A 22251-nucleotide genomic window follows, 5' to 3' on the forward strand; every position below is an offset into this window, starting at 1 on the left:
TCGCACACGTGGGTGAGTCGCGCGTTCTACGTTCAGAATGTGGCAGGCCGTGAGGGCGCGCTGGTGTACTCGGCCCGGTTCGACCGGGCGCCGGGTGCCGACGCCTATCTTCTCGTCCGGCGTGCTCCTGATCGGCTTGAGCGCGTCCATGATCCGAGCGACTGGTTGCTGGAGCGCGCGGTGGCGACGGACTCGCCGAACACGCTGCGAGCGTTGGCGGACTCCCTGGCCTGGTGGTGGGACTGGTGCACGGTCAAGGGCGTGGACCCGTCGTCGTGCGATGCCCGTCAGCTCGCGCAGTTCGTCACCGACCTGCAGTCGGTGCCCAAGGGGCTGGGCCTGGCGAGCGTGGTGCGGGCACTCCCGGGTGACCCGCGGCGCCGTGCCGCCTCGACGATCGCGCTGCGGTGCGTGCACATCAAGCAGTACTACGGGTGGGCGCTGGCGAACGGGCGGGTGAGCCTGGCGACGGGCAGGTCGATCCTGGCCTTCAGACCGCCGCGCAGGACGCAGAAGCGGACCGCGGACCGGCTCAGCCCTGACCAGGCCCAGATCCTTCTGGCGCAGTCGTTCCACCCACGCGACCGCCTAGTGCTGGAGCTGCTGTATGGCGCGGGCTTGCGCCGCGGCGAGGCGGTCGGGCTGCGGGTCGAGGACATGTGCACCAGCCCCGAGGTAGCGGCCGTGTTCGGGTGCTCGGTGCCATCGGGCGGTCCGCATCTACATGTCCGTCAGCGCGTCAACCCGAACGGTGCGCGGACCAAGTCCCGGTACGAGCGGGTGGTGCCTCTGACCGGGCGGGTCATGACCGCGTATCGCGATTGGGCGGCGTGGTGTTACGACAACGAGCCGGGCTTCATCGAGTGCGCTTACGTGCTGGTGTCGCTCGCGGGGCCCACCCGTGGTCGCCCGCTGACGGTGAACGGCCTCGGGTCCCGCTGGACCGAGCGGATGAAGACGGTCGAGGGCTTGGGGTTCGTCACGCCGCACCTGCTGCGGCACACCTTCGCGTCCGAGCTCGCCGACGCCGGCGTGCCCACGGTGGCCATCCAGCACCTGCTGGGCCACCGGTCACCGCAGTCCACCCAGGTCTACACGCACTCGCTGATGTCCACCCTCGGGGAGGCCGTGACCCGTCTGGGACAGTGGCGCCAGCAGAAGATCGGCGGTGCCTGGTGATCCGTCGACCGATCCGGCTGGTCGAGGTGCGCGACGACGCACCGGATGTGGTCCCGCACGAGGGCTCGCTCACGCAGTGGGCTGGTGATCTGGCTGGCGAGCGCTGGTTTCGCGCGCTGGTCACCGACCGGCTCGAGGCGTTCGTGCAGGAGCGTTGGAACGCGGTCGACCAGTCGTTCACGTGGTTGGCCGAGGATCCCACCTCGTGGGGCAAGCAGATGCTCGACCGGTCGGTCGACCTGGCCGGCCTGACCTACCGGGCCCGGGTCGAGATGCTGGTCGGCATCGGCACCGACGAAAGCGCGGGTAACAGCGCGAACCCGAGTGTGGCCCGATCGATCGCCCGCCGCGCCGTGCAGCTCGCCGTCGGGTCGCTCACCGAGATCGACACGACGTCGATGCCGCGTCTTGCCGGCCCGGTGCTGCGGCGCTGGGTGAACCGGCTGGAGCTGGCGGGCGCGGATCCGGCCACCGAGTGGTTGCGGGACGAGGTCCGGTTCGCCGTCGTCAAGCCCGGCTCGTTGACTAACAGCGCAATGCGCCTGGGTGACATCACCCAGCCGTGGCTGCGGGACCTGGCCACGGAGGTGCTGCGGGTCCGGGTGGGAAGCTCGACCGAGCAGGCAGTCCAGCGATGGTGCGGCGCCGTCATCGTGCTCAGCCGCTACCTGAACACCCGAACCGACCGGGGAATGGCACCGGGCAGGCTGTCGGCAGCGACGATGATGTCCTACGCGACCACCCTGTACGGGATGCCCGCCTACTCCGACCAGCGAGTCACGCAGCTGCTGAGGGACCTGGGCAGCGTCCTGAACGGGGCACGTGAGCTCGGGCTGCTGGAACGACACCGCCTGTCCTGGCAGTTCCAGGTCCGGCCCAAGGAGCACCTGCGGACCGGGCCGGTCCGCATGGACGGGGACAGGTCCATCCCGATGGCGACGCTGCGCACGCTGCTGGGCACCGACGACGTCCTGGGCGAGCGGGCGCTGCGCCTGGCCGAGTCGGTCGCCACGAACGAGTTCCACGGAAAGCTCTTCCGGTCCTACGTCTGCCTGGCCAGCCAGTTCGGCCGACGGCCCGAAGAACTCGCCCGACTTCCCGCCGACCGGCTACGCGCAGGCGACGAAGGCTCCGCCGAGCTGCTCTACGACAACTTCAAGTCCGGACGCACGCACGTCTGGCTCCCCGTGGACGCACACGCCGCGCGGCAGACAAGGGACTGGCTGGTGGTGCTGCGCGAGCACTACCCGAACACCCCGGTGAGCGAGCTGGCGTTGTTCCCCGCGCGACAGCTCAACCGGCACGGCACCAAGCCGATCGACCCCATGACGCTGGGCGCGATGTTCCGCCGGTGGCTGACCCTGCTGGAGCAGGCGATCGTGATCGCCCACCTGCACCGCGCCACCGGGCGCAGCATCGAGGACCTGATCCTGGTCACGGCCGGCGATGTCCGAGACCGGAGCGTGCGCGTGGGCGGGGTGTCCTACCCGCTCGAGCCACAGGCGGCCGACGGCCTGGTCGACTATGTCGGCGCGTGCCGAGCCCGGGCTGTTAGCTCGAAGTACTGCCCGAGCGACCTGGACGCGGTGCTGCTGTTCCGCGACCCGGGGTCGCGCCCATTGAAGGACGAGCAGAGTGGTGACCCGTGGCGTCCGACGCTGCCATCCCGGTTCGACGCGCTGGGGCCCGGATGGCCCGAGCTCGCCGGCCGGTACCCGTGTGTCGGCATCCCCGGCACCGACCTCGGAGAGCGTCGGATCAACGCCGACCTGGTCCAGATGCGCCTGTTTCGCCACACCTACCTGCAACACCTGGTCAACCTCGGCGTGGACATCTTCATCGTCCAGGAGCTCGCCGACCACGCGAACGTCCAGACCACCATCGACTCCTATGTCCGCGTCAACGCACAACGGCTCCGCGAGGCGGTGGACCTGCTGGCACGGCACCGCATCGGCTGGTTCGGGCAGACCGGCGAGCCGCACAAGCTGCCGGTCCCCAGCCAGCCCACGCGCGACATGGGAACCAACGACTGCGACAACCCAGCGGTCCTGGACCTCGGCAACGCCGGATGCGAGTACGACCGCATGTGCTTCGACTGCGCTCACTACGTGGCTGATCCCAGCAACATGCCGGACATGAAGAGCGAGATCCACACCATCAACATGACGCTCGCTCGCCTTCGCGCGGCACCTGAGTCGGACCTGAGGCCGCATCACGAGGCGGTGCTTGTCGCGCGCCGCGAAGGCTGGCGCAGGAAGCTCCACGAGCTCCAGAGGCATCTGGACACGCTCCCCGCGGACGAGCGCGGGAAGGTCCTGGCCGCGGCTCAGATCGTCCGCGAGTTCCGCGACCGGGCTCGCAACGGTGGCATCAACCTCGGTGGGACCGAGCCGCCATGACGGGTGCCGCTGTCACGCCGGCGTGGGGCGCCATGGTCACCAGTCAGAAGGCCCGGGCTGCTGCCAATCGTCGCCGCATCGCACAAGCCCTGCTGACCATGCAGCGCGAAGGGGCGAGGATCACCCTCAGGTCACTCGCCCGGGAAGCCCGCGTCCACCCCGACACCATCCGTCGCAACCCGGACCTGCTCGAAGAGTTCCGACACGTCCGCGACGAGAACTGGCGGCCGACCGGCCACGCGGTCGCTGCTCACGCGCAGCATCGAGCCAACGAAGCGGCCCTGAAGGCGCGGCTGCTAGACACGCAGGCGCAGGTCGCCGAACTGCGTAGCCAGCTTGCCCGGGCGCTTCGCTCTGCGCACAACCACCTCGGGCAGGCTGGCGCCATGGTCAGCGCGGCCGAGGCTGAGCAGCTTCGTCAAGAGCTCACCGAACTGCGGGTCCAGCTCATGACCGCCCAGGAGCAGCTCACGCGCGAGCGCGAACTTCACGAGAGCATCGCCGGCGAGCTCACCGCCGCCAACGAGGTCAACCGCCAGCTCGTGCGCGACCTCACCGCCACGAAGGAGAACGAGGTGCTGTTGCGCCAGCAACTCTTCAACGACCGCAAGAAGTAGTCGAGCGTGCTCGTCTATCTGGTACCTATCTATCCCAAGATGGCTTCCGACCGTGCAGGATTCTCGGGTAGATCGCCAAGGCGGCGCAGGTACTGTCGGCACACGTATACGCGGGAGAACCGTGCCCGCATCTGCGCTTCGAGGGAGATGTCCGCGTGCATGAACGCGGACATCGGTGCGGACAGTCCGTCTGGCGATGTGAACTCGTCAGCGGGCTCGTCGGCGTTCTTGTAGACGTGCAGATAGCGGAAGTTCTCTGCGAACCCGGAGCGCTGGTACCAGGCATTGGCTGCCGTGTCCTCGCGAGTCCAGGCGTCGATCGATGTCGCTCCCAATTCCCATGCGTGCGGAACGGCTGCTGTGAGAAGGGCAGTCGCGATGCCGTTGCGCGTGTGGTCCGGATGCACGGCGACGGTATCGATCGTCGCCGCGTCGCCATCGACCTCTATATCCAGCAGCCCGATGATCGTCCCGTCGTCTGAAGTAGCCACAAGGCAGGCGGCGGGCAGGTCGAATCTGGTCCGACGTGGTTTGACGTCGTCGTAGTACTGGGTATCGAGGAAGGCCAGAGCGCGGCACCGCAACCAGCCGGGCTCGTCCGAATCTGCGTAGCGGCGCACCGTGAAGGTCATCAGGATTCCGATCGTCGACACGCGCGAAGGGCGTGTAAGAGGGATGCTGCTCAGTTCGGCGACATGAAGCCGAGCCTGCATGACTTCGCCGGGTTGGTCGAGTGATTTCCGGGCTCTCCAGAAGAAGTTCGCGGAACCAGGCGAGCAGAGTTCTCGAGGTGCGTCGGTGGGCGAGAGCTCGCCGTACCGCGGACCGGCTTGAGCGCGTGGATGGCCCGAGCGACGGGCTATTGGAGCGCGCCGTGGCGAGGGATACGCCGCGGGCGGAGGCGGAGCCATGGCATCGTTGCGATGTCCCAGATCACTGTCCGAGCGGAATGTCGATTTTCACGGCGGTGGTCAGTTCGCTGGGATCGGAACTGACCCAAGGATTGCTGCGAGCTTCTCGGTACGGGGTTTGCTTCGGCGCTAGGCTTGGCAGGGCGAGCCACCGCCGCGCGTCCAGATGTCGCGCCGGCCGGTCGATCTCACGAGGAGTTGTGATGGCAGCCAGTTCCGAGGACGAGACGCGCCGCAACCAGTGGACGGCGCAGTACACCTCGATCGTGCTCGATCTGCCCGACCGGTTTGCTGAGTTCCTAGAGGCGCTGCAGAGCAGTGATCCGGATGCGGCACTCATGGCTCTGTTCGATTGCGATGCCGCGATGGCGCTGCAGCTGCGCCGCACCCAGTTCGATTTCCTCACGCCGCAACGGCGGGCTCAGATGCATCGCGATCTGGAACTGCTTCGACAAGCGAACGCCTGAACCGGATACAGGGCAGTCGACTGCTCCACGACGCTCTCCACGACACCGCTGTGCCTCCTGGCGTATCAGGAGCAGGGAGACGGACTCGCAAAAGCACGGGCTTCGGGTGGCGTATACCCACCCGAAGCCCGTGCACCATGACTCGTCCTGTGGATCAGTCGGCGGCGCGCTCAGCTGGCGCGCTCAAGGCGCGTCGGGTTGTGTGCTGCGTCGTCAGGCAGGATCCAGGTGGGTCGGACCCCTGGCGGGTTCTCGATCCGGTAGGAGTGCGCCTGCAGGATCAGCCCGAACAACGGAGCACCGGTAATCTGCGGTCGCCAGTTGATCTCGTACTCCGGGTGGTATGTCTCTCCCGGTGTGCCGCCGCTCCAGTTCTCGGTCGGGACGCTCGCTGGGAAGGTGGTGTAGTAGTCCCTTTGTGCGTAGTTGCGGCAGTTGGGCCAGTCCCACACCGTGACCTCGGGGAAGGGCCAGATCTCTTCGTGAACGGTGCGGCACTCGAACACCGGGAAAGCGACGCCCGGCCCGCTGACGATGCTGATGTCACCTTGGATGGAGTACTCCAGGGCACCTTCAAGGTTGTAGTAGAGCAGGACCTGAAGCTGCCCGACGGTGACCAGCTCACCGTCGGTGTTGTAGTACCCGTAGGTGGCCGGCTCGTTGATGATGTGCAGGAAGCCCGACACCTCGCCGACTGGCGGATCCCACGGGCCCGCCGCGAGGGACGACTGGGTCGGGACCTCGGATTCGGCAGAGCTGAGGATCGACTCCAGCTGTTCTTGCTTGGCGTCGCTGACGACGCTTGCTCGCTTCTCGACGAAGGCGTGAGCGGCCTCGGCCTGTCCGCGCTCGAGAGCTTGGGTCACAGCTGCCACGTCCGCCTCCTGGGGCGTCGGGGCGACCCACAGCAGACAGTCGCCCGCCTCGACGTCGGCGGCCGTGCAGTCGGAGAAATCAGTGACGGTCGAGGCAGTCGTGTCAGGCGTCGCGGCGGCTACTGTGCTCGGCAGTCCCAGCGCCAGCACCAGCGTGGCAAGGACCGCGCTCAGATATCGATCTCTTCGCATTGAAACTCCAGACATCCATGTGATAACCGGAATTTCACACTATCCGCCGCCGTCAGGAGAAAGCCCGGAATGTCACTGCTGCTTCACCCGCTGTTTTCTTACCGGACGCACAAAAGAATGCACTCGCATATATCAGGTAGGCCGAGGGTGAAATGTCGGTGCGTTGGTGCGGGCGTGATGTGACACCAGCCCAGCTCGATCTTGACTCTGCGCCGAAGGCGCTGGCAGACCACTTCGTCGATCCGTTCGTGGTCCGATTCGCTCGCCAGCCGACATTGATCGCCAACCGACAACGTGTGCGGTCCGTCGCACACGTTCCGAGCAGCGAAGTCCTGATAGCACCGGTGATTTACCAGCGGGACGGGCGCATCTGCGCGGGCTGGGCGGCCTGCCATGACATGGGCGAGAACCTCGCCGCCCGGATCGCCGTCCTGACTGGTGAGCTGAGCTTCGACCAGCACGGGGAGCTGGTGGCGTACACGACGAACGTGCCCCTGTTCGCCACCGGGCAGGAAGCCGCCGCGCACGGCATGGCCGACGCCGGCGACCCGGGCCCGGAGGCACGACGCCTGGCCCGCAAGCTCGCCGCCCGCCAGCGCCAAGCCACCACCCCATAGCAGCGCACGACGGCGCCACCTGGCCCGAGGGCAGGGGCGCTCTCACCGACTGGACGCGGCCGCCCTTTGCGAACCGACTGTGACACGGCGCGTGCCGACTCCCGTTCCGGCGCTGCCCCTGTCCCGGGGCGGCAGCGTGTCGTGGCGACGTCGCAGACGCGGCGGGCGATGTCTCCGCCGGTGATCTCCCGGACGCCGCCTCGGGCGTGGTTTCCGGGCGGAGGAAGCGGGCCAGGCCAGTCGCCGTGTCGTGCTCGGGCATCGACCGATCCGAGCACGCGGAGTCGTTGCGTGCGACAGATGTTCGATCCGGTCGTATCGTCGAAGCGGACTCCGACGGCACAGAACCCCGACAATGCCGTCCCCACCACCAATGTGGTCGAGATCGGAGGTGAACGGGGATGGAGACACCCGACGGTGTGAAGTACCTGCTCTGGAGCCAGGACCAGGGTCCCATCGGGCGCAGCCTGGGCGTGCCGCGGCGTGAGCCGGCGCGCGAGCTGCCGGACGTCGGGCCTTCGCCCCGAAAAGTGGACACGTCATCGTGTGGTCATGCGGCGGACTGCAGCGTAGCTGCCAGGACGTTCCTTTCGTACTCGGCCGGGCTCTGGTTGCCCAGGCGGGAGTGGGGTCGTCGGGTGTTGTAGCGGGTGGCCCACCGGAACACGGCCAGCCGTGCTGCGCGGGGGCCGTCGAACGACGGCTTGCCGGCCAGCAGCTCGCGTTTGAGGGTCGCGTTGAACGACTCCGCGGCGGCGTTGTCCGCGCTCGTGCCGACCGCACCCATCGACTGCGTGACCTGCAGCGTCGCGCAGAAGTCGGCGTAGTCCCGGGAACCGTACTGGGCCCCGTGATCGGAGTGGAACACGGCTCCGGCGAGGCTGCCGCGCTCGGCCGCGGCAGCCTCCAGCGCGTCGGCGACCAGCTCGGTGCGCATGTGGTCGGCGATCGACCAGCCCGCCAGGCGGCGGGAGAACAGATCGATCACCGTGGCCAGGTACAAGAACTTGCCCCCACCGACGGGCAGGTAGGTGATGTCGCCGACATACCTGCAGTTCGGCGCTGGAGCAGTGAAGTCCCGCTTGATCAGGTCAGGAACCTTCACCCCGGACGGGTCCGGGACCGTGGTCCGCACCTTCTTGCGTAGGACGATCCCGGTAATCGAATGCTCACGCATCACCCGGGCGACCCGCTTGTGGTTGACCGGGTCGGCCTGCGGGTCGGCCTTGCGCAGCTCGGACGTCACCCGAGGAGACCCCAACGCAGGATCCTCCTGGTGCAGCACGCGGATCCGGGCGGCCAGCGCGGCGTCCTGGGCCGCCCTGGCCGCCCGGGCGGCCGCACCGGCCTGCCACTTGTAGTAGCTGGACCGGTTCAGGCCCAGGACCAGGCACAACCGCTTCACCGAGTAGGCGCTGTGGTGCTCGGCGACGAACTGGAAGCGGCTCAGGAGCCGTCAACGAACAACTGCCGGATTTGGACCGTTCTCGTAGTCGGCGATCGCGGCCTGCAGGACCTCGGTCGTGCGGGGTGGGTGGGTCCTGCGCGGCTGGGCGAGGATCGCGGCGACGTCGTCGGTCGCGAACGCCAGCAGCGGCGCGGTTCGGTGGGCGTGGTAGCTCAGCGTGTTGCGGTCTCTGCCGAGCAGCTTGGCCGCCAGGGTCAGGGTGACCGTGTTACGGCGGCTGAGCACGGCTGCCAGGACGCGGTGGCGATGGTCGAGGAAGCCGAAGCCTGGGTTGTATCCGCGCCGGTTGACGCCCTGTCGCTTCTCTCGTTCGGCCTCGGCCAGGGCCCGGCGGTACGGTTCAAGTTCGGTCACGAGGCGGTCGAACTGGTCGCGTGACATGCCCGTCAGTGCCGGATGCGTGAGCAGTCGGGTCGCCTCGGCCGGGATCGGGGGTGTCCTCGTCTGTTCTGGCTCGTCCGGCGATGCGTGCTGCGGGTCGTGAGGCGCGATGGTGTAGTTCCACTCTCCGTGGAAGTCATCCCGCTGGACTCGGCGCAGGACCGCCGTCCGTTCGTCCCTGGTGAGCGTGCGTCCGGTGGGGTAGTCATTCTCGTCCAGGACGGCCGCGACCGTCAGTCCCGCGGCGGTGCGGGTGGCGGCGATGCTCTGGAGCAGGACCTCGTAGCTGGTCAGCGGCCGTCCGCGCAGCGCGTGGGTGATCCGGGAGAACAGGCGGTGCTCGACCTTGTTCCACTTCGAGGTCCCGGGCGGGAAGTGCAGGACGGTGATCGTCAGCCCCGACTCGTCGGCGAACGCGGCCAGGTCGTTCTTGAACAGGTGGGAGTCGGCAGAGTTCGCTCCACCGGAGTCGGCCGTAATCAGCAGGCGCGTGGCCTCGGGGTACTCACAGCGGCCTTTCTGGCACCACCAGCGGCGGATCGACTCCACCGCGAACGCGGCGGTGTTGCGATCGGTGCCCACGTTCACCCAGCCGACGTCTCGACCCAGGTCGTAGATGCCATACGGGATCGCGATCGGGGTGTCGGGCCCGACGAAGTCGTGGTCGGGTGCGGTGATCGGCTGCCCCTTGGGACGGTAGGTGCGCCCCGCGCGGGCGAAGTCGCCGATGGGCTCCTTCTTCTTCGCGTCCACGCTCACCACCGGCAGACCCTGCTCCAGGAAGCGTCCGACCGTGGCATTGATGTGCCGGAACTGGGCGTCGCGGTCAGGGATCTGAGCGCCGGCGCGGACCTTCGCCATGCCCTGGAGGCTAAAACCCATCGAACGCAGCAATCTGCCCACGACCGGGGCGCTGACCGGATGGCCCGCAGCGGTCAGCTCCCGAGCCAGGTCCCGCAACGACGCCGTCGTCCACCGCAGCGGTGAGACCGGGTCACCGATCTCACGGGGCTCGATCAGCGCCTCGAGCGCCGGCAGCAGTCCGGGGTCACGCTCGACGGCTGATCTGCGCCCGCCGCCGCGACGGCGAACCCTGCCCAGCACCGGCGCACCGGCAGAGAGCTCATCGCGCCCGCGCACGACTGTCGAGGACGAGACCTGCGCGAGCCCGGCCACCGCCGTGATCCCGCCATGCCCAAGCGCGCGGGCCTCCGACGCCAGATACAGACGCCGCTGCCGCTCATCCAGGTGAGGCAGCATCGCCGCGAACTTCACACCGAGCACCGCCAGAACCGACTCCGCAATCCGCACAGCGCTGCATCTATCACGCCTGTGACCAGCGGAAATACCGCAGTTGATTCTTGACGGCTCCTCACCAGGTCGTCTCTCCCGCGAAATACTTCGCGGCCTTACGCAGGATCTCCCGCTCGGTCGTCAGGGTGCGCTTGTCGGCCTCCAGCCGCCGGTTGGCGGCCTCCAGCTCGGCCACCCGCGCCTCCAGCTGCCCCACCCTGCCGCCCGAACGCACCGGCGACTCGCCCGGCTCGGTCGTGCCCGGACCCGCCGTACCGGTGACAGCGGCCTGGCCGCGTTCCTCCGCAGCCCGGCGCACCCACAGCCGCAGCGTCTCGCGCGCCACACCCAGGTCCCGGGCGATGCCCTTGATCGTGGCCCCAGGAGTCGACTCGTACAAGGCCACAGCATCAGCCTTGAACTCCTCGGGATAGTTCTTCATTGCCATCAGTTACAGAACTCGCTTCTCTGGATCAGGCATCCAGTATCAGCGTGTCCACCAAACGGGGTGAGGTCCCGTCAGCGGTGGCACGGGGTGGGAGTTCCGGACGCCGACCACACGCGTGGTGGTATGGATGTTCCGTCGTCCCAACCGGGTCTGGGCACTGCCCATCACCCTGGTCCTGGTCCCCGGTTACCTGGTCGCGGCAGGCCTCCTGCAGAGCTACCTGGTCCCCGCGGACGGCATCTACCTGCTGTTCGTGTGGTTGTGCGTGTACAACGCGGTCAAGTTCCTGGTGACCGGGCCGATCGCGTTCCTGCTCTACCTGGTCGACTACCTCGTCGACCGCGCCCGCCGGCGACGCCGCCGGGCGAGCGACCCGGTGGCCGAGCCGTTGCCGGGCCTGGTGGCGGTCGACGGCCGGGGGCGTGTTTCCCCGGCCGGGACCAGCACGGTCGGAAAGCCGGGGATAGCGCTCAGCCCGCTGCACCAGCGGGAACGTGTGTTCTAAGATTGGGTGCATACTGGTGCCATGACCGGGCCGCACCTTGACGAGTTGCTCGCGCCCCTGCGGGCGAATCGGGAGCTGTGGCAGGCGGTCGTCAACGAACGGTTCCGCCCGGAGCGGGCGGTCGAGCAGCCGTGGCACGGCTCGGACTCGGTGACCGTGCTGGTGGTGTGGGAGGGCGACGGCCGGGAGGAGATCGAGACCGTGGCCCTGGCTCACACCGGCGATCTGGTTCTGGTGGAGCTGGACGATCCCCGCCGGTTTCCCCGGCACCTGTGGCTGCACCGCGACCATGTCAAGGAGACGTAGGTAGGTCACTCCACGCGATGGGCTGGTGCCTGGACTACTGCCGGCCGAGCCTTGCGGGCACGCTCGAGATGCGGGGCACCGTCGAGTCCTCGGCCAGCTGATTGCCACCGTGCCGCCCGTCGTCGCTGGTGGCCGGGTTGCTCCGAATGTGTTGAAGAAAGGGCGACTGGTCGGTCAGAGTTCGTACAGTTGGTCGAGGGCCTCGATCTGCCTTTTCCTCTCTTGGCGGTAGGTGCGTTCGTACCAGTCGCGGGCGGTGGCCCAGCCGTCCAGGGCGCAGGCGGCACCTACACTTGTCAACCCGCCGTCGCTCGCGCCGACGAGTTCGGCCACGGCATCGGCCCGAGAGATCGTGCCGTTCTGGACCGCGCGCCCGAGCCGCTCAAGCTCGTCGATCAACGCCATCCGCCGATCCTGCTCTCTTGCCGCCGATCCTGTCGACCTGGGTGCACCCGGCCGAGGCTGCCCGATCCTGGCGTCCTGCCTGCCTCCTCGTGCTGGGCCGCGGGGAACGAGGCGTGCCTGATGGCTCCCGTCAGGTCCGTGCGGCCCAGGACCGGCAGGAGGCCGTGGGTCGGAAGCAGAGTCAGCTGTTCCAGACGTTGACGCGGTCTTTGAGGACCAGGTCGGTGTTCTGGGGGCCTTTGATGTGGGGTGCGATCCAGGTCAGGCGTCGTTGGCTGCGGTTCTTGCCGACGGCCTGGCGTCGCCAGTGCCCGCCGACGACCCATTGGTGGGAGTAGCGGCGCTCGTGCGTCCCGGCCTCGTCGTCCGGGCGGGGTGGGGAGGCGGGCTGGCGGAGGTAGACGACGGTCACGTCTTGGGGCTGGGGTGCGCGTGGCGTGCCGTGCCCGGGCGCGGGGGCTGGGGCGGTCTCGTGGTGGCGTTCGCCGATGCCGGGCTGGAGTGCCAGGGCGTGGGTGGCGCGCAGGAGAGCGTTGACCTGCTGGACCTCGTCCGGGCGGGCTTCCTCGCTGATCTTGATCTCCACGATCCCGGTACGCGGCGCGGGCCCGCCCGAGCTGTGGGCGGCGCGGGGGTCGTCGGTCAGCGCGGCCAGCCGCAATCCCGAGCCGGCCCTGCGCCACGCCATGGCCACGACGCGCAGCCGCGGGGCGGTGGGCGGGCCGAACGCGGAGATGGTGCGGTGCTGGGCCGGGCTGTTGGCCCAGGGCAGGCTGGCACCGGTCGGGCCGTCCCAGTAGATCAGGCCGGACGGGTCGGCGTCCTCGTCCAGCAGGCCCATCTCGTCGACGGGAACGGTCTGGGCGGCGGTGGTGGCGACCTCGGTCATCTCCCGTGACACCCACCACAGTGCTCCGGTGTGCAGGGCGTCCTGCCATGCGGCGGCCTCGGTCCGCAGCTGTCGGGCCTGCTTGACGATGGTGTTCGGGAACCGGGACTGGCCGACGTCGAGGATCTGCTTGTCCCATCGGGCGACCGTGGCGGCGAACGCGCCGACCAGATCCGCGCGCAGCCGGGGCATGTCCCGCGGCCTGAGCCGCCCGTCTCGCGGTTCCTTCGTGCGGGCCACTACCCGTGCCCCCTCCGTCGTCACCGTCCAGCCTCGTTATGCCCGACGCTGCCGCGACGAGGCGACGAGGCGCGATCTCGGTGCAGCGCAGCCACTCGCGCAGACTACCGCCTGACGGCCAGGTCATAGCGGGTGGAGCCTAAGGAGCAACCATGCCGACCGCGACATTGTGATGGCCACGGTGCGGCGACACCGCGCGCCGCCCCAGGGGGCGGTACAGCCAGGGCGGGCCGAGGGCAGCACACCTGAGAGCTGGGCGCCGCGGGGTGTCGGCGTCATGTTGACACCCTGCTCATGTCATGCAATGGTGCATGACATGAGCGGGGGCTCTTCACGCGAGGGCGTGACGCCATGACGGCGGCAGCGGCGACGGTGGTCGCCCGCCGGGTCGCGCGGTCGGTGGGTGCGGACTGCTACCGCAACGACAACGACGGCGTGCTGGTCATCACTCGTGCCGATGGTGCACAGCTGGGCATCGTCGATGACGGGGCCGGCCAGGGCGAGGACCAGGATGAGGATCGTGCCGGGGGCTGGACCGCGGCGGTGTGGCACGACGGGTCCTGGGAGGCGGTCGATGGGGAGGACCGGGTGGTCGTGGACCGGGTGGAGCGGTGTGTGCGTGACTGGGCGGCGCGGGCCGACGTGGCCGGGCATGCCCTGACCGCGACCGTCACCGGCCGCGACGCGTGGGGTCAGCAGCGCCGGGTCACCGTGGCGTGGCTCCCGCGGGATGCCACCGATGAGGTCAACGACGTGACCGGGTGGCCGCGGGTCGTGGTGGGCGCCGACCCCGAACGGCCGCCGATCGGTATCGGGCGCTCGAACCTCACCGGGCAGACGTACATCGCCTCCCGGCCGGTGCCGTTGTCCGGGCAGAGCCCGTACGTCCACGAGTGGACCCACGCCCCCGAGGAGGCCGACCGCGGCCCGGGCACCTACTGGATCCTCACCGACACCGACACCGACAACACCGACGTTGAGGCGGTCGCGGATGGTGGTGGCGGGGGTGTCGATGACTGAGAACGAGCCCGTACCGGGCCGGCAGCCGGCCGGGAGCTCGCGCGGGCCGGGTGTGGCCGGGCCGGGTGTGGCCGGGCCGGGTGTGGCCGGGCCGGGTGTGGCCGGGCAGAGTGTGGCTGGGCAGAGTGTGGCTGGGCAGAGTGTGGCTGGGCAGATCGTTGAGGATCTGGACACGCATGCCCTGTGGCCGCTGCAACCACTGCTCGGTGCGGACATGCACGATCTGATGCTGGAGCGGGCGGCCGGTCGTGCCGAGTTCCTGGCTGCGCAGCTGCAGGACTCGGATGCCCGGGTGCGGGCCGAGGTCGTGGTCGATCTCATGGTCGCCCTGTGGGGCGGGCAGCACACCGACGATCCGCCTGCCCACTGGTGGACCACGCCCCTGGGCCGGGCGTGCGCCGCCGCCCTGGCACCGCAGGTCGACCTGGCCGTCACCCACCAGCAGGCGGCACGGATGCTCGGTATCACGCGCGGCTCGATCGCCCAGATGGTCGCCCGTGGAACCCTGGCCCGCCACCGTGACGGTGGTGTGGACAAGGCCGCCGTCCTGCGCCGCTTGGGTGGGCGCGGATGACCGGGACCATCCCGCAGCAGGGGCGCCTGCGGCCGCGGGACATGCCCACGCTGCGCGCCGACCTGGTCGCAGCGTTCGACCACACGGCCGCTCGGATGGACCGGGTGCTGGCCGGCGCACTGGAGCGCGGCGTGTCCGGTGCGCCCGCAGTGCGGACCCGCCGGGTCCGCGAGAACGCCGCCGCGTGGTCCCAGGCGGTTGCCGTCGGCGCGCTGTGGTGGGTGGCGCCGGAGATGACCGACGTGGCCGCCACCGCCGCCCGGACGGTCCCGGACGGAGAGATCAGCCTGCTGCACGAGCACGCCGACCCCTCCGGCGTGATCTTCTGGGCCGGGTCGACCGGCCTGACCCTGCCGTGGACAGACGCGCCCGCCGAGCACCAGACCACCACGGCGTTCGGTACCCGTGTGCTGCCGGACCTGCCCGTCGTCGCGATGGCGTGGCGCACCGTCGGCACACAGGTCTGGGTCAGCCCGCTGACCGACGACGCCCGCGCCCTGCGCGCGTCCAGCGGGCCGGTGGCCCGTACCGGGATCGTGGAGATCGAGGTCGAGCCGGAAGCGATCCAGAGCCACCATTCCCGTCAGGCCGACATGCTGCTGCGCGCGACCCACGCCCTGGCCCTACAGCCAGGTCTCGGGGAACGCCGCCTGGAAACCACCCCAGGCACCGGGCGGGGCACCACCCGCCGCCGGGAGCCGCAACAGGTCACTGTCGTGTCCCTGCGACGCCCCGCGCCACCCCCTGGCCAAGACAGTGTCATCGCGGCTTCTGCCCGCCAGTACACCCACCAGTGGGTCGTGGGCGGCCACTGGCGACGCCAGGCCGTCGGCACCAAGCACTCCGAACGACGCCTGACCTGGATCGCCCCCCACATCAAGGGCCCCGACGACAAACCCCTGATCCTCAAGGACCACGTCAAAGTCTGGAAACGCTGACCAGCAGTCGCGGGCGCTCCGGTGGGGTCAGGCTCTGACGGGGGTGAGTTCGGCCCAGTGGGTGGTGGCACGGGGCGTGAGCATGGGGCGTTTCATCTGCCAGGACGGGCCGGGTCGCAGGCCCGCGTACCCGAGGCCGATCGCGTGCCGGCCGGTCTTCTTCTGGATGCGGTCGATGAGGGTGGCGATCCCGGCGTCCTCGTGCGGCGAACGGAACATCTCGAACGGCCGCTGAACCCCCGCCGGGGTCAGATCGGTCAGCAGCAGCCCGGCTCGGGCGTACCGGGCGCCGGGGATGATCCGGGGCAGCAGCCGGTGCGCGGCCCGGGTCAGCTCGACCGGGTCAGCGGTCGGGAACGGCAACCGGACTCCCACGCTCGGGTGGTGCCTGTCCGTGGCGTAGTGGCTGGTGCCGGCGAACGCGGTCAGCGTGTGGGCGACCTGGTGGTGCTTGACCAGCCGGGTCGCGGCCTGCTGAGCGTAGATGCTCAGCGCCTGACGCATGCCCGCCGTGGTCGTGACTTTCTGCGCGAACGAACGGGACACGATCAGCTGCTGCTTCTTCCCGCTGTGGTCTTCCTCTGGCCCGATGCACGCCACGCCGCGCAGCTCCAGCGCGGTGCGCATCACCACCACGTTGAACAGCGCCCGGAGGTGGGCCGGGTTCGCGGTGGCCAGGTCCCACACGGTCAGGACGCCGTGCCCGGCCAGACGCGCCTGCAGGCGACCGGCGATGCCCCAGACCTCGCTGGTCGGCAACGCCCGCATCAGCCGTTCGCGCCAGCCCGGGTCGGTCGCCGGCCACACGCACACCCCACCGAACGCGTCGAGCTTCTTCGCCGCCCGGTTGGCCAGCTTCGCCAACGTGCGGGTCGGCGCGATGCCGACGCTGACCGGTAGGCCGAGCAGGCGGCGCATCGAGGCCCGGACCTCCCGCCCCAGCCGCACCATCGCCACCGGGTCCGCCGCGGTGCGCCGGTCGACGGCCAGGAAGGCCTCGTCGATCGAGTAGACCTCCAAGTCATGGGTGAACCGCTCCAGCACCTCCATGGCGCGGCGGGACATGTCCCCGTACAACTCGTAGTTGCTGGACACCGCCACCACACCCAACTGATGGGCCAGCGGACGCAGCTCGAACCACGGCCGCCCGAGGTCCAGACCCAGGGACTTCGCCTCGCGCGACGCGGCGACGACCATGCCGTCGTTGTTGGACAGCACGATCAGCGGCACCCCGTCCAGGCCAGGGTTGAACACGCGCTCGAAGGACGCGTAGGCGCTGTTGACGTCCACGTGCGCGATCATCGCCGGCCCGGCCGGTGCAGGTGGTGGATGCAGTAGGTGACCACGCCCCACACCTGCAGCTCGCTCAGCTCCGACACGACGATGTCCGGGTGGGCGGCGTTCTCGGCGCGCAGCACCACACCGTGCGGGCCGATCTCCAGACGCTTGGCCGTCAGCTCACCGTCCAGGACCGCCACGATCACGTCGCCGTTACGGGGCTTCATCGACCGGTCCACCAGGAGCTCGTCGCCGTCGCTGATCCCGGCATCGGTCATCGAATCCCCGGAAGCACGAACGATGAACGTCGCGGCGTGATCGGTCACCAGCATCTCGGTCAGGTCGATCTCGCCGTCGTAGTAGTCCTGTGCCGGAGACGGAAACCCGCATGCCACGGCCACGGGCGCGATCCGCAACGCTGTGCTGTCGGTGGCGTGCAGGGTGGTGACTCGGCGTGGCGGCGACAGGGCGAGCATCACGCCTCCCAGACAACACAAAGGTAGTACATGCGTTCGAGTCTATGTCGGGGAGAACATCCCGCGACAACCGGGCAGGTCAGCCGCTCGCAAGCCGAGCGCGGGTTGTGACCGGGGCGTCGGTGTCGGTGGCGGCTGCATCCTGGTCTTAGGCAGACCCGTCCGTGAAGCGAAGGCCTTTGATCATGGCGCGGGGCCGAAACATTCGACCAGGGCTGGTCCGACTCGAAGTAGGGGTGTGCTGGACATGGAAGGCGGGAGTGCGATCAGAAGCGGAGGAGGGGCGCGTCGTACAGATTCGGGTCACGCATGCGGTTGAACTGCGGTGACTTCACCTCAATGACGTGCATCTCGGTTAGGAACTGCACCGTGGCGGAGAGCAGGTGGCTGGTGTAGCCGGTGGCGCTATGCGTTTTGAGTCCGGCTGAGACGTGGATGTGTGGGGCGACCTTGCCGGCCGCCTCATCCCAGGCCAGGTCTCCGCTGCCGTGAGCCTCGGCATTTTCCAGGTGCACCTTGGACCAGACTGGCGCGTCGGGGTTCTCGAGCCTGTCGCAGGTACCGACGAGGTCGACTTCTCGGAAGCCCGCGATGAATCGGATGAAGCCTTGCCGGACTTCGTTCTGCTCGCAGAAATCGTTGAGGGCGGTGAAGAAGTCGTCGCCGTGGTCGAAGGCGACAACGAACTGTCGGCCGAGGGTTAGTTGTGCGCTGCGCATGCGCGCAATCTACCGACCTGTTGGTGCAAGCGTTCCGACAAACTGGCAGGCGCGATCGATACCGGCGGCGGACAGAAGTCGGCTGCGGGGGGAGATGAGCCCGGCAGCGCCGTAGTCGCCGAGCTGCGCGCAGCGGGTGGCGAGCCAGGTCCAGTCCAGGTCCAGGTAGCTGGCTAGTGCACGCAGGCGTCTCTCTGCGGTCGTTCCCGCGTTGACCGACCAGGCCTGTGCGAAGGCGAGCGCGTCGGAGAACTCTCGTAGTTGAGGGCGCTGGTCGGGTATGTCGACGTGCCACAGGCTCTCGGTCCCCACCCAGGTGGCGATGATCGCTCGTTGACTGTGGTCGGTCACGAAACCAGGCAGCGTCGCGTACTCGGGCTCGGTCACGACGTTGACTGTGATCGCGAAGGATTCCATCAGTGCCACGGCGAGAAGCAGCAGTATCCGCTCGGTCCGCGGCGAGATGATTGCGACACTGGGTGGGATGCAGAACGTGCGTTGTGGCGAGGCGGCGTTATTGCCGGCATAGACGCGCAGGTAGTTCAGCTTGTGCTTGAACAGGAGCCAAGCGCTGGCTTCCTCGCCGCGTTGCTCCCGAGTCCAGAAGTCCGGCTGCTCGGTCAGCCGGTGTGAGTGACGCTGGATGTGGTCGGCACAGAACTGCGAACCCAGCCACATCTGGGACACCGGCGAGAGGTCGTCGACGACGGCGCCGGTGACCGTCGAGCTTGGCGACTGTTCGTACACACTCAAGTTGCGAAGGGTCCGCTCCAACGCGGCGTCGTCGTCCAGGAGGGAGTCGTCGAAGTTGGCCGCCGCCCACATCACGCCGAGGGTGAGATCGTCGAGTTCGTACGCTCGCGGAACGGGCACATGGTTTTCTCCCGATGGGTTGGTGATCCAACGGCGGGCTTGACGTGCGTCCATCCCGTAGAAGGCCGGAGCAGCGCCGTCGGAAGACTGGACCGCAGCTACCACGAGGGCGCGTCCCCTGCTCCTGAGAGGTTCACGACCGGGCGTGGGCTTGGGAAGGGTGGCCACAATCCGGCCGTCGTCGACGGCCGCGACGGCTTGCGCTGGCAGGGTGGTGCCCGTGAAGTAGCGGCCAGCTGGCGCCTCAAAGAGGGCGTCGCCACCCGTACCGGGGACGGGAAACGTGAGCCGGGGGACCGATCCGCTGGCGGCCGTGGCGAACGCTCCCGCGGGCTCCAATTCTGGTCGGCCTCTGACCATCTCGGGTTTCGAACTCCTGGCACCGCCCGGAGTTCGAGACGACTTCGCCGCCAGGGCGGCGTAACGGCGATCAGATGCGGGCAGGTGGGCGATGTCGACGGCATCGATAAGGTCGGCGACGGTGTGTTCAGGCCCGAATGTAGTTGCTGTGTCGAGTGACGAAGACACCATGGCTAGCCAGTCCTGGTCGGCAGGGTCAAGGTTTGCGCGATCGGCATCGTCGACGAGTTGGGTGACCGCGCAGCCGAAAAGATGGGCAAGGCGATTCAAGTACTTCAGTGGCGGCTGGGTTCCGCCGATGGGCCAGACCTCATACTCCGATACCCGGGACACCGAAAGGTGAGCACCGGGGTTAAGGGTCTTGTACTGCTCGACGAGCTCCGCCTGTGACCAGCCCATGGCGCGGCGCCAGGCGAACCGGGGGCGCTCATTGAGCCGTGTGCCGATCTCCCCAGCGATGTCCTGGACGCTGTAGCCCTTCGCGAGCAGCTCAGTACGAAGACGCCGTGTCGCGTTCGTCCTGTTCACCATCTCTGCCTTTCGTCGCGTGCGGGCCGTTGGCGGGGTCCGGAGGGAGGTTTCGTCACCAGCTGAGCTGGTGGTCGTTGTGGAAAAGCCGCCCTGTCGGGCCGTCGTCGGGCAGGGTGGCGAGGTGGACGAAGTCACCAACCGCGTCGGCAGGAGACCGGTCTGTCTTGCCGTACGCGAGCCGTGTGTCGACCCGGCCGGGGGCGATGGCGTTGACGAGAATGCCGGTGTCGCGCAGCTCGTCGGCCAGGATCTGAGTCAGCGCGTTCAGGCCGGCCTTAGATGCTCGGTAGGCAGGGCTTCCCTGGGCAAGCCGGCTTGTGGTGGCCATGTGGCTGGTGACGTTGATGATTCGTCCGTGGTGATGGCGCAGCATCTCCGGTATTGCTGCCGTGCAGCAGCGCCAGGCACCGGTGAGGTTCGTGTCTAGCGTGGCGGTAACGAGCTCCATGTCCGCGTTGGCGGCCGGTCGGCGGCGGTCGATCGCGATCGCCGCGTTGTTCACCAGGACGTCGAGCCTGTTGTGCTCATGCCCGATCGTGGCGAAGGCTCTGGCGACGCTGGCCGGGTCGGTGACGTCGAGCTGGTGGGCTGAAACGGAGAGCCCGGATGCCGCGAGCTCCTGTGCCGCGTTGCCGGCGGAGTGTGCGTCCCTGGCTGTGATCACGACGTGCATCCCGCGCTCGGCGAGGGCTCTGGCTACCTCTCGGCCGAGCCCGCGGTTGGCGCCCGTGACGACGGCGACCCGGGCTGCTGGGGCCGTCATGCGGCGGCCTTCAGCAGGTCGGCGAGTCGAGTGTCCAAGTCGCGGACGGCGTTGTTGTGGGCGTGCGGGCGCAGCTGCCTGTGCAGTTTCGCCAGCCGCGTGCGGTTCCTGGGGGAGACGGCACCCTTCAGGTCTGGGATCGCGCTGGTGACGTGCGTGCATGCTCCTTCGACGTCGCCCATGTTCACGGCGCCTTCGGCCCGCCAGATGGCGTAGGTGGCTCGGTCGCGGCTGCGTTCATCCGGCTGCCGGGCCAGGGCCCTCTCGAGCAGCGCGTCGCTCGTGCGGTACTTGCCCAACAAGAGATAGCTGGCTCCCGCCTGGGCGTGGAACTCTGCTTCGTCGAAGTAGGCCGCCCAGGACGGCCCATCGCCGTTGATGCGTTCCATGTGGCTCTCCGCCTGGGCCAGCATGCGTCCGGTCTCGGAGATGTCTCCGCGCGAGGCGTGGGTTCGTGCCTGTCGCATGGTCAGCATCGCTAGGACGCGATCGTCGGTACCGCGAGCGCCTTCTCGGGCAGCCTCGGCGAGCGCGATCGCCTGAGCGTGCTGGCCGGCCTCCGCGCGCTGGAGGCTCATGGACTTGAGGATGTTGGCTCCGATGCCGCGGTCGTTGGCGAGGTGTGCGGCTCGGATGCCTGCGGTCCAGTACCGTTCGGCCGTTTCGTGCTGGCCTGCGTCGCAGGAAGCCCAGCCGGCGATCCGGCACAGCTCGGCGGCTACGGCGAACAGTCGCCGCCCGACGGGGTCGCTGTAGGTGCTGTTAGCCAGGATGTCATTGACGAGCCTGAGCTCGGCGTCGACCAATGGGCGGGCGCGCAGACCGCCGAGCGTGTGGTCGATCAGCCGCAGGTCAGGTAGGCGCTGTTCGAGGCAGGCTGCGAGCCCGCCGTCGATGCGGCCACCGTCTGCAGCTGAGGCGACCTTCGGCGCTTCGATGGTAAGCCAGTCGTGAGCGATGCCGACGGCGGCTCCTGCGCTCAGTGTGAGGAACTCGCGCCGGCCGACGTGCGCCTCTTGAGGTGCGGAGCTCAGCAGGGATATGCCTCCCGCGGCAGTCCATGGCACAGGGCGGGTCTGGATCGTTGAGCTGGTCTTGGGCTTTGGGACGGTGGGAGTCAGGTCCGCTTGGCCGCGTACCGCTGTCAGGTGGTCCTGCTCAGCCGGTGAGAAGTGGGCCAGGTCGGCATCGTCGAGCAGGTCGGCGACGGTGCAGCCCAGGGTGTGCGCGAGGCCGATGAGGTACTTGAGCGAGGGCTGTTTCCCGCCGATGGGCCAGACCTCGTACTCCGACACCCGGGACACCGAGAGGCGGGAGCCAGGGTTGAGGGTCTTGTATTGCTCGACGAGCTCGGTCTGTGACCAGCCCATGGCGAGGCGCCAGGCGGCCAGGGGGCGCTCGTTGAGCCGTTTGCCGATCTCGCCCGCGATGTCCAGGACGCTGTACCCGCTCGCGAGCAGCTCAGTACGAAGACGCCGTGCCGCGGTCGCTCTGTTCGCCATCACTACCCCTAGTCGTGTTCGGCGG

22 protein-coding genes and 1 pseudogene are annotated in these 22251 nt (G+C 68.7%); 10 read left to right on the forward strand and 13 right to left on the reverse strand.

Going from position 1 to position 22251, the window contains the following annotated elements:
* Positions 1-39: 39 nt before the first annotated feature.
* The 3 genes from AC0QU1_RS05310 to AC0QU1_RS05320 are packed head-to-tail and all read left to right on the forward strand — an operon-like array spanning position 40 to position 4195.
* A complete protein-coding gene (locus AC0QU1_RS05310) occupies positions 40-1179 on the forward strand; it encodes a tyrosine-type recombinase/integrase (protein WP_483574933.1) in 1140 nt (379 codons plus the stop codon).
* On the forward strand, positions 1176-3578 hold the full coding sequence (locus AC0QU1_RS05315; protein ID WP_483574934.1) for a hypothetical protein: 2403 nt from the start codon (positions 1176-1178) through the stop codon (positions 3576-3578). The genes AC0QU1_RS05310 and AC0QU1_RS05315 overlap by 4 nt, the downstream gene beginning before the upstream one ends.
* Complete coding sequence (locus AC0QU1_RS05320) at positions 3575-4195, forward strand: hypothetical protein (RefSeq protein ID WP_483574936.1); 621 nt, start codon at positions 3575-3577, stop codon at positions 4193-4195. Before AC0QU1_RS05315 ends, AC0QU1_RS05320 begins: the two co-directional genes overlap by 4 nt.
* A 29-nt stretch (positions 4196-4224) precedes the next feature.
* Here the strand turns inward: AC0QU1_RS05320 and AC0QU1_RS05325 are convergent, their stop codons facing one another.
* Positions 4225-4848 (reverse strand): GNAT family N-acetyltransferase, encoded by a 624-nt coding sequence (locus AC0QU1_RS05325; protein WP_483574938.1) that lies wholly within the window; start codon positions 4846-4848, stop codon positions 4225-4227.
* Between the two features lie 461 nt (positions 4849-5309).
* On the opposite strand from AC0QU1_RS05325, the gene AC0QU1_RS05330 reads away from it, so the two are divergent.
* Positions 5310-5573: a hypothetical protein gene (locus tag AC0QU1_RS05330; RefSeq protein WP_483574939.1), complete on the forward strand. Its 264-nt coding sequence runs from the start codon at positions 5310-5312 to the stop codon at positions 5571-5573.
* A 170-nt stretch (positions 5574-5743) separates the two neighbouring features.
* Here AC0QU1_RS05330 and AC0QU1_RS05335 read toward each other — a convergent pair whose 3' ends face one another.
* A complete protein-coding gene (locus AC0QU1_RS05335) occupies positions 5744-6598 on the reverse strand; it encodes a hypothetical protein (RefSeq protein ID WP_483574940.1) in 855 nt (284 codons plus the stop codon).
* Positions 6599-6984: 386 nt separating this feature from the next.
* Between AC0QU1_RS05335 and AC0QU1_RS05340 the strand changes: the two genes are divergently transcribed.
* Entirely contained in the window at positions 6985-7257 is a 273-nt protein-coding gene (locus AC0QU1_RS05340) for a DUF6283 family protein (protein WP_483574941.1), read from the forward strand.
* Positions 7258-7807: 550 nt separating this feature from the next.
* Here the strand turns inward: AC0QU1_RS05340 and AC0QU1_RS05345 are convergent.
* The 3 genes and pseudogenes from AC0QU1_RS05345 to AC0QU1_RS05355 all read right to left on the reverse strand — a co-directional run.
* A pseudogene (locus tag AC0QU1_RS05345) lies at positions 7808-8710 on the reverse strand (IS3 family transposase); the annotation flags it as partial.
* 3 nt (positions 8711-8713) lie between these two features.
* Complete coding sequence (locus AC0QU1_RS05350; RefSeq protein WP_483576634.1) at positions 8714-10366, reverse strand: ISAzo13 family transposase; 1653 nt, start codon at positions 10364-10366, stop codon at positions 8714-8716.
* Positions 10367-10478: 112 nt separating this feature from the next.
* Positions 10479-10847 (reverse strand): transposase, encoded by a 369-nt coding sequence (locus tag AC0QU1_RS05355; RefSeq protein ID WP_483574942.1) that lies wholly within the window; start codon positions 10845-10847, stop codon positions 10479-10481.
* A 127-nt stretch (positions 10848-10974) separates the two neighbouring features.
* Here AC0QU1_RS05355 and AC0QU1_RS05360 point away from each other — a divergent pair, with 127 nt between their 5' ends.
* Together AC0QU1_RS05360 and AC0QU1_RS05365 are read left to right on the forward strand one after the other, a co-directional pair.
* Positions 10975-11352, forward strand: a complete 378-nt coding sequence (locus tag AC0QU1_RS05360) for a hypothetical protein (RefSeq protein WP_483574943.1) — start codon at positions 10975-10977, stop codon at positions 11350-11352.
* Positions 11353-11373: 21 nt separating this feature from the next.
* Positions 11374-11658 carry a hypothetical protein gene (locus AC0QU1_RS05365; RefSeq protein WP_483574944.1) on the forward strand — a complete coding sequence of 95 codons (285 nt, stop codon included), beginning with the start codon at positions 11374-11376 and terminating at the stop codon, positions 11656-11658.
* Positions 11659-11832: 174 nt separating this feature from the next.
* On the opposite strand, the gene AC0QU1_RS05370 is transcribed toward AC0QU1_RS05365, so the two are convergent.
* Together AC0QU1_RS05370 and AC0QU1_RS05375 are read right to left on the reverse strand one after the other, a co-directional pair.
* A complete protein-coding gene (locus AC0QU1_RS05370; protein WP_483574945.1) occupies positions 11833-12063 on the reverse strand; it encodes a hypothetical protein in 231 nt (76 codons plus the stop codon).
* 181 nt (positions 12064-12244) lie between these two features.
* Complete coding sequence (locus AC0QU1_RS05375; protein WP_483574946.1) at positions 12245-13144, reverse strand: hypothetical protein; 900 nt, start codon at positions 13142-13144, stop codon at positions 12245-12247.
* A gap of 399 nt (positions 13145-13543) precedes the next feature.
* Here AC0QU1_RS05375 and AC0QU1_RS05380 point away from each other — a divergent pair, with 399 nt between their 5' ends.
* The 3 genes from AC0QU1_RS05380 (at position 13544) to AC0QU1_RS05390 (ending at position 15724) form a co-directional block, all read left to right on the forward strand.
* The gene (locus AC0QU1_RS05380; protein ID WP_483574947.1) at positions 13544-14212 is read left to right on the forward strand and encodes a hypothetical protein; all 669 of its coding nucleotides are present in this window, start codon (positions 13544-13546) and stop codon (positions 14210-14212) included.
* Between the two features lie 142 nt (positions 14213-14354).
* Positions 14355-14786 carry a hypothetical protein gene (locus AC0QU1_RS05385; RefSeq protein WP_483616398.1) on the forward strand — a complete coding sequence of 144 codons (432 nt, stop codon included), beginning with the start codon at positions 14355-14357 and terminating at the stop codon, positions 14784-14786.
* On the forward strand, positions 14783-15724 hold the full coding sequence (locus tag AC0QU1_RS05390; RefSeq protein ID WP_483574950.1) for a serine/threonine-protein kinase: 942 nt from the start codon (positions 14783-14785) through the stop codon (positions 15722-15724). The genes AC0QU1_RS05385 and AC0QU1_RS05390 overlap by 4 nt, the downstream gene beginning before the upstream one ends.
* Positions 15725-15751: 27 nt before the next feature.
* Here AC0QU1_RS05390 and AC0QU1_RS05395 read toward each other — a convergent pair whose 3' ends face one another.
* The 6 genes from AC0QU1_RS05395 to AC0QU1_RS05420 all read right to left on the reverse strand — a co-directional run bounded on the left by AC0QU1_RS05395 (position 15752) and on the right by AC0QU1_RS05420 (position 22226).
* A complete protein-coding gene (locus tag AC0QU1_RS05395) occupies positions 15752-17026 on the reverse strand; it encodes a Y-family DNA polymerase (protein ID WP_483574952.1) in 1275 nt (424 codons plus the stop codon).
* On the reverse strand, positions 17023-17478 hold the full coding sequence (locus AC0QU1_RS05400) for a LexA family protein (protein ID WP_483574953.1): 456 nt from the start codon (positions 17476-17478) through the stop codon (positions 17023-17025). The genes AC0QU1_RS05395 and AC0QU1_RS05400 overlap by 4 nt, the downstream gene beginning before the upstream one ends.
* A 266-nt stretch (positions 17479-17744) precedes the next feature.
* Positions 17745-18197: a PPC domain-containing DNA-binding protein gene (locus AC0QU1_RS05405; RefSeq protein WP_483574954.1), complete on the reverse strand. Its 453-nt coding sequence runs from the start codon at positions 18195-18197 to the stop codon at positions 17745-17747.
* A gap of 9 nt (positions 18198-18206) precedes the next feature.
* Positions 18207-19958: a helix-turn-helix domain-containing protein gene (locus AC0QU1_RS05410; RefSeq protein WP_483574955.1), complete on the reverse strand. Its 1752-nt coding sequence runs from the start codon at positions 19956-19958 to the stop codon at positions 18207-18209.
* 55 nt (positions 19959-20013) lie between these two features.
* Positions 20014-20724, reverse strand: a complete 711-nt coding sequence (locus tag AC0QU1_RS05415; RefSeq protein ID WP_483574956.1) for an SDR family NAD(P)-dependent oxidoreductase — start codon at positions 20722-20724, stop codon at positions 20014-20016.
* Positions 20721-22226 carry a helix-turn-helix domain-containing protein gene (locus AC0QU1_RS05420; RefSeq protein ID WP_483574958.1) on the reverse strand — a complete coding sequence of 502 codons (1506 nt, stop codon included), beginning with the start codon at positions 22224-22226 and terminating at the stop codon, positions 20721-20723. The genes AC0QU1_RS05415 and AC0QU1_RS05420 overlap by 4 nt, the downstream gene beginning before the upstream one ends.
* Positions 22227-22251: the final 25 nt, after the last annotated feature.

It is taken from the genome of Promicromonospora noduliphila, from assembly GCF_056951025.1.